General features: G+C 42.7%; 11 protein-coding genes and 1 riboswitch. Of the genes, 6 read left to right on the top strand and 5 right to left on the bottom strand.

The window, feature by feature from the left end:
• Positions 1–19: 19 nt before the first annotated feature.
• From WJP93_RS04550 to WJP93_RS04540, 3 genes are all read right to left on the bottom strand, one after another.
• The gene (locus tag WJP93_RS04550) at positions 20–655 is read right to left on the bottom strand and encodes an ECF transporter S component (RefSeq protein ID WP_262536361.1); all 636 of its coding nucleotides are present in this window, start codon (positions 653–655) and stop codon (positions 20–22) included.
• A gap of 73 nt (positions 656–728) precedes the next feature.
• Positions 729–1,730, bottom strand: a complete 1,002-nt coding sequence (locus tag WJP93_RS04545) for a nucleoside hydrolase (RefSeq protein WP_337547141.1) — start codon at positions 1,728–1,730, stop codon at positions 729–731.
• Between the two features lie 114 nt (positions 1,731–1,844).
• Positions 1,845–1,889: riboswitch (PreQ1 riboswitch) on the bottom strand.
• Positions 1,890–1,905: 16 nt separating this feature from the next.
• Entirely contained in the window at positions 1,906–2,775 is an 870-nt protein-coding gene (locus WJP93_RS04540) for an AraC family transcriptional regulator (RefSeq protein WP_337547140.1), read from the bottom strand.
• A gap of 99 nt (positions 2,776–2,874) precedes the next feature.
• On the opposite strand from WJP93_RS04540, the gene WJP93_RS04535 reads away from it, so the two are divergent.
• Positions 2,875–4,191 carry a glycoside hydrolase family 27 protein gene (locus tag WJP93_RS04535; protein ID WP_337547139.1) on the top strand — a complete coding sequence of 439 codons (1,317 nt, stop codon included), beginning with the start codon at positions 2,875–2,877 and terminating at the stop codon, positions 4,189–4,191.
• Between the two features lie 15 nt (positions 4,192–4,206).
• Here the strand turns inward: WJP93_RS04535 and WJP93_RS04530 are convergent, their stop codons facing one another.
• Positions 4,207–4,677: a hypothetical protein gene (locus tag WJP93_RS04530; protein WP_337547138.1), complete on the bottom strand. Its 471-nt coding sequence runs from the start codon at positions 4,675–4,677 to the stop codon at positions 4,207–4,209.
• A gap of 7 nt (positions 4,678–4,684) precedes the next feature.
• On the bottom strand, positions 4,685–5,470 hold the full coding sequence (locus tag WJP93_RS04525; protein ID WP_337547137.1) for a 4Fe-4S binding protein: 786 nt from the start codon (positions 5,468–5,470) through the stop codon (positions 4,685–4,687).
• A 327-nt stretch (positions 5,471–5,797) separates the two neighbouring features.
• Here WJP93_RS04525 and WJP93_RS04520 point away from each other — a divergent pair, with 327 nt between their 5' ends.
• From WJP93_RS04520 to mgtE, 5 genes are all read left to right on the top strand, one after another.
• Positions 5,798–6,919 (top strand): glycoside hydrolase family 88 protein, encoded by a 1,122-nt coding sequence (locus WJP93_RS04520; protein ID WP_337547136.1) that lies wholly within the window; start codon positions 5,798–5,800, stop codon positions 6,917–6,919.
• A gap of 19 nt (positions 6,920–6,938) precedes the next feature.
• A complete protein-coding gene (locus WJP93_RS04515) occupies positions 6,939–8,975 on the top strand; it encodes a DUF2264 domain-containing protein (RefSeq protein WP_337547135.1) in 2,037 nt (678 codons plus the stop codon).
• A 100-nt stretch (positions 8,976–9,075) separates the two neighbouring features.
• Entirely contained in the window at positions 9,076–9,957 is an 882-nt protein-coding gene (locus WJP93_RS04510; protein ID WP_337547134.1) for a fumarylacetoacetate hydrolase family protein, read from the top strand.
• Between the two features lie 42 nt (positions 9,958–9,999).
• Positions 10,000–11,355: an MATE family efflux transporter gene (locus WJP93_RS04505; protein ID WP_262539127.1), complete on the top strand. Its 1,356-nt coding sequence runs from the start codon at positions 10,000–10,002 to the stop codon at positions 11,353–11,355.
• Positions 11,356–11,732: 377 nt separating this feature from the next.
• Positions 11,733–13,130 carry a magnesium transporter gene (gene mgtE / locus WJP93_RS04500; RefSeq protein WP_337547133.1) on the top strand — a complete coding sequence of 466 codons (1,398 nt, stop codon included), beginning with the start codon at positions 11,733–11,735 and terminating at the stop codon, positions 13,128–13,130.
• Positions 13,131–13,220 lie beyond the last annotated feature (90 nt).

Here is a 13,220-nt window from a genome sequence, read left to right as displayed (position 1 = left end):
TACTCCTTATATTATGATGTTAATTCGCTGCAAGGCGCTGCTTAATGGAAACAGGAAGCACGCGAACCATTGCCATGACAAGCGCAAGGCTTACTGCGCGGTCACAAAAATCAGTTAAAAACTGAACAAGAACGATGCTTGCTGTCAGCCCAAGCGGTGTCTTTGCAGCCAGAAATTGAACAAGAATTGCAGAGCCAGATGAGGTTACTCCTCCAAAAAGAACTGTGCAGATAAAAGCGCTGACAACTGTTCCTGGAAGAGAGATCACAAAGGCACGTCCTATCATGATTGCGGCATCCTTAACGGTACTTATATGACCGAGTGACAAAATGCGCTGAAGCTTAGCACCGCCGCGAAGACCAGAAAAACCTGTGTGAGCAAGACCACTCATAAAACCAACGATCATGCCGACAGGTGCGAAATACAGTGAGTAAATATCACCAGTAAAAGCCATGATCAGACCACCAAGCAGACCAGGAATTAAGCCGCACCATGGTCCAAGCATGGCACCGATCATGATGGTTCCGATGCTGTCTAAATAAATTGGAAGACGAAGAGCAAGCGCAATCTGTCCGCCTATGACATTCATAACAATTGCCAGTGCAATTAAACAAATCTGATAAGTTCCAAGTTTTCTTCTATTATTATTTTCCATTTCAAATACCTCTTTTTTATATAAGTTTTTGTATTACAGTTTTGATTATATTAGTTTGATAAAATCATATAAGCTACGAATTGACGCGTACCTGCTTTGGACTTCGCACCATATCGGATAGAAGATCAAGCTCATCAGGAGTCTTATTAAGCAGGTGCGAGAAAAAGAAGGTAAAGAAACGGACAGGATCAGTCTGTGTCAACACCACGCTATTAGATTCCTTTTTATAGAAATTCATAGAGTCAACAACTGTTTGACCGATGCTTATGCCTCCTGTTTCAACAGCTGTGTAAGCATCAAAACCACTGCAAAGTGAATGATCAGCAAAATAGGCAACAGCAAGAGGATCATTGATGACGCATCCAATCATATGCTCCCATTCCCAATGAAAATCAAGGTAGAATTTCGTGATAGCCTCAACAAATGAGCCAGTTTTGCTGTCGAGACGCTTTAAATAAGAGATAAGATCTGGCGTAAGAACGATTTGTCTTGTTACATCGAGGCCAACCATATGGATAAGACGCTTTTGTCTGGATGCTGTCTCATAGACAAGCGCAGCAGCATCAGGATCTGCCCAGTAGTTATACTCAGCAACAGGAGAACAATTGCCATGACTCTTAAAAGCACCGCCCATCGATACCAGTTCATCAATTGCAGCAAATGCTGCAGGATTTTTCTGGATGAGACGTGCAAGATTTGTCATCGGACCAAGTGCGATGACGCTGCAGTGCGTGTTAAGAATTGTTTCCTCAAGAAATGAGACGGCATCAGTGTGGAAAGAAAAGTTTTCCACTGGCTCAAGAAAGCTTTCACCTAAGCCATCAGCGCCGTGTGTGTCAAGCGCGTTTACATAGTCGCGCTTTAGTGGTGTGCGTTCACCAGTAAAAATTGGAATGTCAAGGCGATTCATTTGACGAAGCACCTTTGCAGCATTGCCTGCCCCCATTTCAGTCGGGGAATTTCCACAGACAATTGTGATTCCAAGCACCTCAATCTGATCGCAGGAGAGGGCAAGCATGATCGCAAGGCTGTCGTCGATGCCCGGATCACAGTCGATAATTACTTTTTTTCGCATAATAAGCTGTTCCTTTCTTTTGTGCAAAAGGCAGCAAAAAAAGCGCTGCCTTCGCACGAATTTGAACACCTCAAAAACTATAGCGAAAACAGCGCTCTTAAAAAAGAACGCTTCATCAGCCTAGTTTTTTATACTGGGAGGGTTTCGAACCAGTAGGCAAATCGCCTGTGCCCTATTATACTGACAAAGTTCGGATTTGTCCAGTTTTTTTGCAGCGATATTCACACGGAGTCATTTTTGTATAGCGGCGAAAGACTTTAGCGAAATAGTTGCCATTTGCAAAACCGTTTTTGACAGCAATGACTTCTATAGTGTCAGTGCTTCCAAGAAGATCATTCATGGCAGACTGAATACGCATTCTATTTAAATATTGAACAGGAGCAATGCCCCATTCGTTGTGAAAAGAGCGGGACAGATGCTCAGAAGAAATATGGAGACGTTTTGCCACCTCATCAATACCGCCAATGGTTGCAAATTCCTTTTCCATTAAAAGAGCTGCCTGGCTGGCAGTGCTTTCAGTGTGAAAAGCAGCTGGATGGAGAACATGACGAAGCAGTCCACAGAGAAAGCCGTATAAAAATTCTCCGCCCTCATATGGCTGCAAATGACCGCCGCTAATCATGCGTGTATGAAGAGCAAGCGCCTTTTGAATGCAGCTTGTCTGCGCGTCAATTGAAATAATACCGCCGCAGTGCTGCGTAAGCTTTTCAAAAAAAGGAAAAACAGCGCTTCCATCAAAATGAAGATAGAGAAATTCCCATGGTTCATCAGTTTTCTCAGGCAGATAATAGCAGCTTTTTTCGGGGATCGCGGCAAAAAAGGCTGTGCCGGGAGTAAGAAAAATAGTTTTGCCATTAGATTCATAAGCACCGCACCCAGACAGTGTATATTGAAAAAGATAACCGTGATAATTGGAGCGACAGCTGTTATCAAAAAAGTAGCCTTCCTTATAGCGGCTTTCAATTCCGCCGTCAAGAAGAACCATTGGTTCATCTGGCAAGCTTTCAAGATTTAATACACCAAATACGCCTTTTGTATAGTACATCAAAAAATTACCCTTTCATGTCAAGATTGTATTCTTTTATTTTTATATAAAGTGATTATAATAAAAAGTAAGAAAATACACAATAGTAAGGAGGATATCATGAACAAGAATGATTATGCACCGATTGCACCTATGGGCTGGAACAGCTATGACTATTATGACACAACAGTAAATGAAGAGCAGGTAAGAGCAAATGCTGCTTACTTGGCAGAGCACTTAAAGGATGCCGGCTACGAGTATGTAGTAGTTGATATTGAGTGGTACGCAAAGAAGGCAGGCTCACAGAGAAATACTTATCAGTATATTCCATATTCTGAATTGGCAATTGACGAATATTCACGCTTACAGCCAGATCCAAAGCGTTTCCCATCATCAGCAGATGGCACGGGCTTTAAGGCACTTGCAGATTATGTACATAGCCTTGGCTTGAAGTTTGGTATTCACATCATGCGTGGTATTCCAAGAATTGCTGCACATACACATATGGCAGTAAAGAAAACAGACTGGACTGCAAACCAAATTGCTGATCCAAGCTCTATCTGTGGCTGGAATCCAGATATGTACGGAGTGAGAAATTGCGAGGCAGGACAGGCATATTATGATTCTTTGCTTGAAATGTATGCTGAGTGGGGAGTTGATTTCATCAAATGTGATGATATTTGCAACACAAATATTTACCCGCACAATCCATATTCTGCATCTCATGAGGTTGAAATGCTTGCAAAGGCAATCAAGAAGTGTGGAAGAAGCGTTGTATTGTCTCTGTCACCGGGACCAGCACTTATTGAGAAGGCATGGCATTATGAGAACAATGCTAACATGTGGAGAATCACAGATGATTTCTGGGATGACTGGAAGCTTTTGAAAAACATGTTTGAGCGCTGTGAGTTGTGGCAGAATCAGGTATCAAGAGGCAATTATCCAGATTGTGATATGCTTCCTATTGGAAAGCTGGGCAAAGGCTTTGGCGAAGAACGTGACACACGTTTTACAAAGGACGAGCAGCGCACAATGATGACACTTTGGTGTCTGTTTGGTTCACCGCTTATGATCGGTGCAGAGCTGACAAAGCTTGACGAGTGGACCCTTGGTCTTTTAACAAACAAAAAGGTGCTTTCAATGCTGACACCAGACTGCAAGCCGCACCAGATCGCAAGAGACGACAATCAGGCAGCATGGTCTGCACATAACGAAAAGACAGGCCAAACCTATGTTGCATTGTTTAACCTGTCTGAAGAAGTACAAATTGTAAATGCCGACATTGAATGTATCATTGGGGCAGACGGCAGATGTCTATTCGAGCCAGACGCAGGACTTTCCTTAGAAGAACTATGGACAGGCAAGGTAGACAGCGCAGAAACAGCAGTAAGTGCAGAGCTAGCACCGCATAGCTGTGTAGTATATGAAGTGAAATAATTAAAATAGTGGTAATTAGAGAGAGGCGATATCCTCAGCAAGCTCTTGTAGCGGCTTAGCATCCCAATCTTCCTTTACCATGAAAAGTGCATGATACAGGCGAGGAATGGTTCCTTCGGGAACCTCCTCGCTTTTTGCCTGCATTAATTTTTCGGCGAGTGCTTGGGCATTTTTCAAGATGGAAAGCTTTGCTTCGCGTATCTCATCAGGTGCATTCCACAAAAGTGACATATCATAATTATCAGTGTTGCCGCAGCGTGCCGTGCAGGTCGCACAGCCTGGAGAGATGATCGCTTTTTCTTCATTTACGCGGCGAATCATGGCAGCGAGTGTTTGTTCATTTGCGCTTTTGTTTGCAGACACGCGAAGAGCTGTAAAAATAAGGCGGTCAGTGTCATCAGTCTTTGGATTGTTGGCACATGTACGGGCGAGGCCGATCACTGCGCCAAGCAGTTCATTATGCAGTGGTGTATTTGTACAAGACATAATTTAATTAGATCCTTTCTGTGCGAATTATTTCACCCTGTGGGGAAATAGTGGTAATCGTGCATGGAATTTGTTTGCCAGAGGCAGCGATTGCGTTTGCTACAGCTTTAGACAGTCCGCCGCAGCACGGAACCATCATGCGCACCAGATGAATGCTTTTAATTTTATTTGATGTAAAAATTTCAGTCAGCTTTTCACTATAGTCACCGTCATCAAGTTTTGGACATCCAATTAAAGTGATTCGTCCTTTAATGAAATCCTCATGGAAACGGCTGTAAGAATAAGCTGTACAGTCAGCAGCAATTAAAAGATCGGCATCATTAAAATAAGGAGCATTTACAGGAACAAGCTTAATCTGAATAGGCCACTGGGACAGGGCAGATGAACCGACAGCATCCAGATCGCGTGAAGCAGAGCTCGGGCAGGCATGAGCCGGAGCCTGTTGTGTAAAAGATTGAGCGCGAGAACCAGGACAGCCGGTGTGAACTGGCGCATCAGTTAATTTCAGCCCAGAGATAATGGAGGAAGTGGCAGCAGCTGGTGTTTTCGCAGCTTTTTCTAGCTTAGCAGCTTCCACAGCAGCCGCATCATATGCTGGCGCCTCGCGTGTCACAAACGAAATCGCGTCCGCAGGACATGCTGGAAGACAGTCACCAAGACCATCACAGTAATCCTCCCTCATCAGCTTTGCTTTTCCATTAACCATCGCAATCGCACCCTCGTGGCAGGAATCTGCACAAAGGCCACAGCCAATGCATTTTTCTTCATCAATATGTATAATCTGTCTAATCATAAAAATTCTCCAATCCTAGGTTTTTTACACACTTACAGTTCACGGATAAAACAATATTTACGGCATAGCCCTAAGGTGAATGGATTTCACGAGCCGGACACTTGGAGCAGGTCTTTCAAAGTAATGTATGATAAGAAAGAACATAAAAGGAACCTGCGGAGTTTGGTCCGGCGACGAAACCATTGCACCGAAGGGCTTTCGTAACATAGTTTCGCGAACAGTAACACTACACATTTATAGTACCCAGAAAAAGGACTTTTTGCAATGGTATTTTTTGCACTTCTATGCTACAATGATCTAAGCAAAAACAGAAAGGTGGATGCGAAAATGGATTATCAGAAATGGGCGCAGGAGGTTGCGCAGAAAATCAAGATAAAGGAGCTTGAGGTTGCAAAACGAAACCGTGGAAAAATTCCATACACGGCAGAAAATGGTGCGTGGAATGATTGCTCTGGTGAAAAAATCGGCTGGTGGACAAATGGCTTCTGGGGCGGTATGATGTGGCAGCTCTACAAGGCAACTGGGGAGAAAATTTACCGTGAAAATGCAGAGGAGACTGAGGAAAAGCTGGATGCGGCGCTGAATAATTACTGGGTTATGGATCATGACAGCGGATTTCGCTGGCTGCCGACATCTGTTGCCAAGTATCGTCTGACTGGTGACAAAAAGTCCGAAAACAGAGCTCTGATGGCTGCGTCTAACCTGGCAGGACGCTTTAATCCAGCAGGAAACTTTATTGTTGCATGGAATGGAAATGTTGATCCGAGAAGAAATGGATGGGCAATAATCGACTGTACAATGAATCTTCCGCTTTTATATTGGGCGTATGATCAGACAGGAGATCCGAGATATTACCACATCGCAACAAAGCATGCAGATACTGCAATTAAGGCATTTATCCGCGAGGATGGCTCTGCGAGACATATTGTTGAGTTTGACCCGGTAACAGGTGACATTAACCGCTCCTACGGTGGTCAGGGCTATGCGAAGGGTTCTTCCTGGACAAGAGGTCAGAGCTGGGCGTTGTATGGCTTTACTTTAAGTTTTCTTCATACAAAGAAGGAGCGCTATCTGGATACTGCAGAGAAGGTAGCAGATTACTTTATTTCCTGCATTCCAGAGAGCGGCTTGATTCCGGTTGATTTTCGTCAGCCGTCTGACTGCAGCTGGGAGGATGATATCGCAGCAAGCGTGGCAGCGTGTGGTCTGATTGAGCTGTCTAAGGTGGCAAAAGAGTGGAAAAAGAAAACTTATCTGGATGCAGCAGTTCGCATGTTAAAGGCGCTTGACGAAAAGAGCTGCAGCTATGATATAAAGACAGACTATTTGCTGGAGCGCTGCACTGCAGCTTACGGTGATGAGAAACATAACTTCCCGATTGTATACGGTGATTATTATTATATAGAAGCAATTTGGAAGCTGACAGGAGAAGAATTGTTCATCTGGTAAAAATGGGAGGAAAATAATCATGGCATTTGTACCAAAAACATTGGATTACACAGTAAGCCCATATACGGGACTGACACGTCAGTCTTGGATTGAGGCAGGAACGTATCTATTAGAGGGCGTATTTCAAAACATTGCTCACTTTGAGGATCCAGTTGTTATGCCTCGAAAAGAGACAAAGGTAACTTACCCACACAGCGCTGACGCTGTATGGGAGTTTAAGGCAGAGTATTTTGAGGGACTTGCACGTTCCTTCTTTATCGCAGCACCGCTGATTCACGACAATCCAGACCTGAATCTGTGCGGTTATTCCATTCGCGATTATTACAAGTCACATGTACTTCGTGCATGTACAAAGGGCGATCCAGTCTCAGTAGGTCGCTATGAGGAGCTTCAGGAGATGGCTGGCGATTACAACAGAGCTTTTCAGCAGACAGTAGAGACATGTGCACTTGTCATTTGTCTGTGGGTTTGCAAGGAGGAGATCTGGGATACATACACAAAGGAAGAAAAGGATGTAATCGCTGAATTTTTAAGAGGTTATGCAGATGGAAATACAGTTCCGCAGAACTGGCGTCTGTTTAACATGCTCGATATGGCTTTTCTTGACATGGAAGGCTATGAGATTGATGAAGAAATCATGCTTGATCATGCACAGAGCATTCTTGCCTACTATGCAGGCGATGGATGGTACAGAGATGGTCATTCGTTTGACTACTATTCCTGTTGGGCATTTAATGTTTATGCACCAATATGGAATTTGTGGTATGGCTATGAGAAGCAGCCGTATATCGCAGCAAAGTTTGAGGAGCACTCCAATAAATTGATGGAAACATATGCGGATTTCTTTGACCGTGATGGCTTCACAAATATGTGGGGCAGAAGCAATATTTACCGTAACGCAGCAACAAGCGCTTTTGACGGCAACTTAATGCTTCATAACAGCACAGCCGATCCAGGTCTGGCAAGACGTATTTCTTCTGGCTCTTTGCTTCAGTTTATGACAAGAGATGACTTCTTATTTAAGGGTGTTCCAACGCTTGGATTTTATGGTCAGTTTACACCTCTTGTTCAGGGCTACTCATGTGCAGAATCTCCATTCTGGCTTGGCAAGGCATTTCTTTGTCTGCATTTGCCGGCAGATCATCCATTCTGGACAGCAACAGAAAATAATGGTACTTGGGAGACACTTGGAAGCAAGGGCACCAAGGTTACATCATTAAATGGACCGGCACTTTGCTTCTCAAATCATCAGGCAAATGGTGAGACTATTCTTCGTACTGGAAAAGTCGTAAAGAATAAAAAAGATGAGCATGGCATGTGGAATTATTCAAAGCTTTGCTTTAATACAAAGTATCCGTGGGAGGCAGCTGTTGCACCAGATATCGAAGCACAGCAGTATGTTCTTTATGATGGTGTTTCAGATGAAATTAAAAAGGGCAATGTAACATATTGGCATGGTCTTAAAAATGATGTGTTATATCGCCGTCAGTTCTTTAACTATGATTTAGAAAATGAGTGTCACTGGATTCAGGCAATGAATCTGGCAGATTTTACAGTGCCTTATGGTGTTATTCGTGCAGATAAGCTTCGTCTGTTTAGCTGTCCGATTCGCCTGACACTTGGCTCTTATGGCTTCCCGGACAATGGAACACAGATCATCGAAAAGACTGCAGATGGCGCAAAGGCAATAATCTTAAAGGGACATGATCACACCGGAAGAGAAAAGCAGATGGCAATGACAATTTATGATGGATGGGATGAGTTAGAGATTGTTAAGAGCACAGGAACAAATCCGGATTCAGAAAACTCTATCGTGATTTACGCAAAAACTGCAAGAGAAAAGAAATATGGCTATCAGCCGTATGTACTTATTTCACAGGTTATCACAAAGGAAAGTCTTGAGGATTTCACAGACAATGAGATTTTCCCAATTGAAAAAGTACATTATACAGATACTAAGAAGTGCGGAGGCTACGGCCCTGTAACCATTACACTAAAGGATGGAACAACACGCACTATTGATTTTGATGGAATTGAAGGACAGCTGATGAGGTAAATCACATTCGCCTCAACGCCATTTATGTAATGAGAGTCAGGCGGAGCATACTGACTGGCTCTCTAAAAGAGATAAGTGTATATAGAAAGAAGGCATAAAAATGCGTTTTTATACAGGAAAATTAGAAGGAAAACAGCAGCTTTTTGTAGGCTTTGAGAAAGATCCTTCTTTATATAATATAGAAGAATATGGTATGAAGTTTGCAGATATGACAGAGCTTGTTTGCACGATTACGGATGAGCAGAAGGCACAGCTGGAAAATGAAAGAGCAGGGAAACATGCGTATGCGTTCGATGAGATTAAAATTTTAGCGCCGATCGTGCGCCCGAGACAGGACGTTGTGTGCCTTGGAATTAACTATTCCGAGCATGCAAAGGAAGCAAGTGCATTTTCAAAAGAAGCATTCACAAAGGACAAGCCATACACTATTTATTTTTCAAAGCGTGTAAGTGAGGCAGCAGGAGATAAGGAGACGATTCCAAGCTATAAAGGCTTAGTGGACAGTTTGGACTACGAGGCAGAGCTTGGCGTTGTGCTTGGCAGGGATGCAAAGGGCGTAAGGGCAGAGGATGCAGAGAAATTCATCTTTGGCTATACGATCATTAATGATTTCAGTGCGCGCAATTTGCAGACACGTCATAAGCAGTGGTATCTTGGAAAGAGCCTTGACAAGCTGACTTCCATTGGCCCATGTATCGTTACAAAGGATGAGATCGGCAATGTTGCAGATCTTGGAATCAGAAGCTATGTAAACGGTGAGCTTCGCCAAAACAGTAACACAGGATTCATGATTCAGACAATCGGTGGTGCAGTTGAAGAATTGAGCGAGGGAATGACGCTTCTTGCAGGAACATTGATTGCGACAGGAACACCTGCTGGTGTGGGAATGGGCTTTAATCCACCGAAATTTTTAAAGACAGGAGATAAAGTGATCTGCGAGATAGACAAGATCGGACGTCTTGAAAATACAATTGGAGAATGAATTATTGACAGAAAAAGAAGACATAATTAGAAAGAAGATCTTATGAAAAACAACAAAAAATATGAAATAGATATGACAAATGGCACGATCATGGACAAGCTCATTACATTTTCGCTGCCACTTATGCTGTCAGGCATTTTACAGCTGATGTTTAATGCTGTGGATATTATCGTGGTGGGACAATTCAGCGGCAGCCGACCGTTAGCAGCAGTCGGCTCAACGAGTGCGCTGATAAATTTGTTTACTAACTTTTTTATCGGTATTTCACTTGGAACTAATGTGCTGGCTGCACGTTTTTTTGCTTCTGGCAAGATAAAGGAAATGTCTGATACAGTCCATACTTCAATTCTTTTTGCTGCAATAAGCGGTGTTGTGATGATGATTGTAGGACTTTTATTTTCGCGTTTTGCACTTGAACTGATGGAAACACCTGATGAGGTCATTGATATGGCTGCACTTTATTTGAAAATTTATTTTGTCGGTGTGCCATTTTTTATGCTTTATAATTACGGTGCAGCTGTGCTTCGAGCCGTCGGAGATACAAGACGTCCACTAGTCTTTTTAGTGATATCAGGTGCAGTCAATGCCATTTTAAATATGGTATTAGTTATTTTATTTCATCTTGACGTAGAGGGAGTTGCAATTGCAACAGTGATTTCCCAGATGATTTCCTGCGTTCTTGTACTTCGCTGCCTTTGCAAAACAGATGCGTGCTATCAGCTTCATTTTTCAAAGCTGTCAATAAATGGAAAATATTTACGGCAGATTTTTCAAGTTGGAGTGCCAGCAGGAATACAGAGTACTGTAATTAATTTCTCTAATGTACTGCTGCAGTCATCCGTCAACTCATTTGGCTCAATTGCGATGGCAGGCTATACGGCAGCCAACAATTTGCTTGGATTTTTATATACCTCAATCAATGCTGTTACACAGGCGTGCATGAGCTTTACCAGCCAGAATTATGGAGTTAAAAAGACAAAGCGAATGGACCGTGTCCTAGTTGACTGCATCATTTTGTCAATTCTCATAGCAACAGTCATGGGCGGTGCATTTTACGTTTTTGGACCGCAGATATTAAGTGTCTACAATAAAGAGCCGGATGTAATTAAAAGTGGAATGGAAATCCTTTCATTTACAACGCTGACATATTTTTTATGCGGAATAATGGATCTTTTTCCAGGCGCGATGCGTGGAATGGGGCGCTCAGGCGTGCCAATGATCCTATCAATCATCGGAACAGTCGGCACCAGAATCTTCTGGATTTATGTTGTATTTCCAAGAAACCGAGCACTTGACGTATTGTTTATTTCATATCCGGTATCATGGGGACTCACAATAGCAATGCAGGTATGCTGCTTTATAATCGTCAGAAGAAAAGTCCACAGAGAGATACAGTAACATTTGAAGTTACAGTTCATGGATAAGCCAATATTGCGGCAAAGCCCGAAGCATGAACTGTAAACATTTGACGCGGACTTTACACTATTTTTGCAATTCACGGGTTGAAAAACAGAAAGTGAGAGATTATAATAAGGAGTTGTGAAAGCAAACTAATTTTGCTTGTAAATTAGAAATAACGGAGGTGAAGTTTTATGGATGGTTGCGATAGTATAGGGCGAAGTAGAAACTGTAGTGTGAATGATTGCGATACAGCGAAAAGCCGCAGTATGCTGCAATTATCCAAAAACTGATCGTTTTGTATTGCTGTTTGCACTGCAGACACTTTGTCCTTTTTTATCACAATAAATTAATTGGATAAATAAGGAGGCAAAACAATGAAAACATTTAATGACAGCAAAAGCCAGCATCTTGAAGAGCTGGAAGCGCTCATCTCCAGTTCATTAAGTGAGAAAGAGCTGGAAGATCGCCTGTCAGATTATCATGACAATGATATTGCTGAGATTTTGGAAAAGCTGATGCCTCAGGAGAGACTGCGTTTGTATCGCATCCTTGGTGTAGACCGTACTGCTGAGATTTTTGCATATCTTGATGATGCAGGTCCGTACATGGAAGAGCTTTCACTAGAGAAGGCTGCAAATGTCGTATCTCACATGGACTCTGATGATGCCGTTGACGTTCTCGAGGATATGGACGAGTCGAGAAAGGCTGAGATCGTTAAACGTTTGGACCATGAGACATCAGAGGATGTCAAGCTGCTGTGGTCATATGACGATGATGAGATCGGAAGCTGCATGACCACAAATTATATCTGTATTCATAATGACTTAACTATTCGTCAGGCAATGAGAGAGCTGATTCGTCAGGCTGGCGAAAACGATAATATTTCTACCATTTATGTTGAGGATGAACAGGATAAATATTATGGTGCAATTGACCTTAAGGATTTGATTGTTGCAAGAGATACGGATACGCTTGAAAGCATTATCAGTCGTTCCTATCCGTATTTGCTAGATAACGAAAAGACAGATGACTGTGTCGATCGTATTAAGGAATATGCAGAAGATTCTCTGCCTGTTTTGACACAGGAAGGAAAAATCGCCGGTATCATCACATCTTCTGACGTAGTAGAGATGGTCGATGATGCAATGGGCGATGATTATGCAAAGCTCGGTGGTTTGACTGCAGAGGAAGATTTAAACGAAACAACAGTTGAGAGTATGAAAAAAAGACTTCCATGGCTTGTTGCATTATTATTTTTGGGAATGTTAGTTTCTTCTGTAGTCGGCATGTTTGAAGCAGTTGTAGCAGTTTTGCCAGTTGTCATTTGTTTCCAGTCAATGGTACTTGATATGGCAGGTAACGTCGGAACACAGTCACTTGCTGTTACTATCCGTGTACTTATGGATGAGAATTTAAAGGCAAAGCAAAAGCTTGGTCTAATCTTAAAGGAAGCAAGAATTGGTCTTGCAAATGGTTTTGTGCTTGGTGTGATGACACTTGCTGTACTTGGCATATACATTCATTTCTTTAAGGGGTATGATTGGGGACATGCATTTTTGATAGCGGCCTGCGTTGGCGGTGCGCTCATTACAGCCATGGTAATTTCCAGTATCGTAGGAACAGTTATTCCGATGTTCTTTCATAAAATTCACGTTGATCCGGCCGTTGCGTCAGGACCACTTATCACCACTGTCAATGACCTTGTTGCAGTTATAACGTATTATGGATTGTCACTTATCATTTTAATTGACATGTTTCATATTGCGGGGTAGAGCCACTAGGGACAGATATTGAGCCACCGTACCTGTGATATGCTACCCTCATATAGGACAATGAAATATAAAAGTCCTATATGGGGGTAT

The organism is Anthropogastromicrobium sp., from assembly GCF_037349415.1.
In the GTDB taxonomy this organism is placed as follows: Bacteria; Bacillota; Clostridia; order Lachnospirales; family Lachnospiraceae; genus Anthropogastromicrobium; species Anthropogastromicrobium aceti.
The sequence above is the reverse complement of the archived record's forward strand: the minus strand, read 5'-3'. Positions and strand labels throughout refer to the sequence as shown.

Bases quoted from the DNA above. Each gene is read 5' to 3' on its own strand.
- WJP93_RS04550 (WP_262536361.1), bottom strand. From the start codon at position 655: ATGGAAAATAATAATAGAAGAAAACTTGGAACTTATCAGATTTGTTTA.
- WJP93_RS04545 (WP_337547141.1), bottom strand. From the start codon at position 1,730: ATGCGAAAAAAAGTAATTATCGACTGTGATCCGGGCATCGACGACAGC.
- WJP93_RS04540 (WP_337547140.1), bottom strand. From the start codon at position 2,775: ATGTACTATACAAAAGGCGTATTTGGTGTATTAAATCTTGAAAGCTTG.
- WJP93_RS04535 (WP_337547139.1), top strand. From the start codon at position 2,875: ATGAACAAGAATGATTATGCACCGATTGCACCTATGGGCTGGAACAGC.
- WJP93_RS04530 (WP_337547138.1), bottom strand. From the start codon at position 4,677: ATGTCTTGTACAAATACACCACTGCATAATGAACTGCTTGGCGCAGTG.
- WJP93_RS04525 (WP_337547137.1), bottom strand. From the start codon at position 5,470: ATGATTAGACAGATTATACATATTGATGAAGAAAAATGCATTGGCTGT.
- WJP93_RS04520 (WP_337547136.1), top strand. From the start codon at position 5,798: ATGGATTATCAGAAATGGGCGCAGGAGGTTGCGCAGAAAATCAAGATA.
- WJP93_RS04515 (WP_337547135.1), top strand. From the start codon at position 6,939: ATGGCATTTGTACCAAAAACATTGGATTACACAGTAAGCCCATATACG.
- WJP93_RS04510 (WP_337547134.1), top strand. From the start codon at position 9,076: ATGCGTTTTTATACAGGAAAATTAGAAGGAAAACAGCAGCTTTTTGTA.
- WJP93_RS04505 (WP_262539127.1), top strand. From the start codon at position 10,000: ATGAAAAACAACAAAAAATATGAAATAGATATGACAAATGGCACGATC.
- mgtE (WP_337547133.1), top strand. From the start codon at position 11,733: ATGAAAACATTTAATGACAGCAAAAGCCAGCATCTTGAAGAGCTGGAA.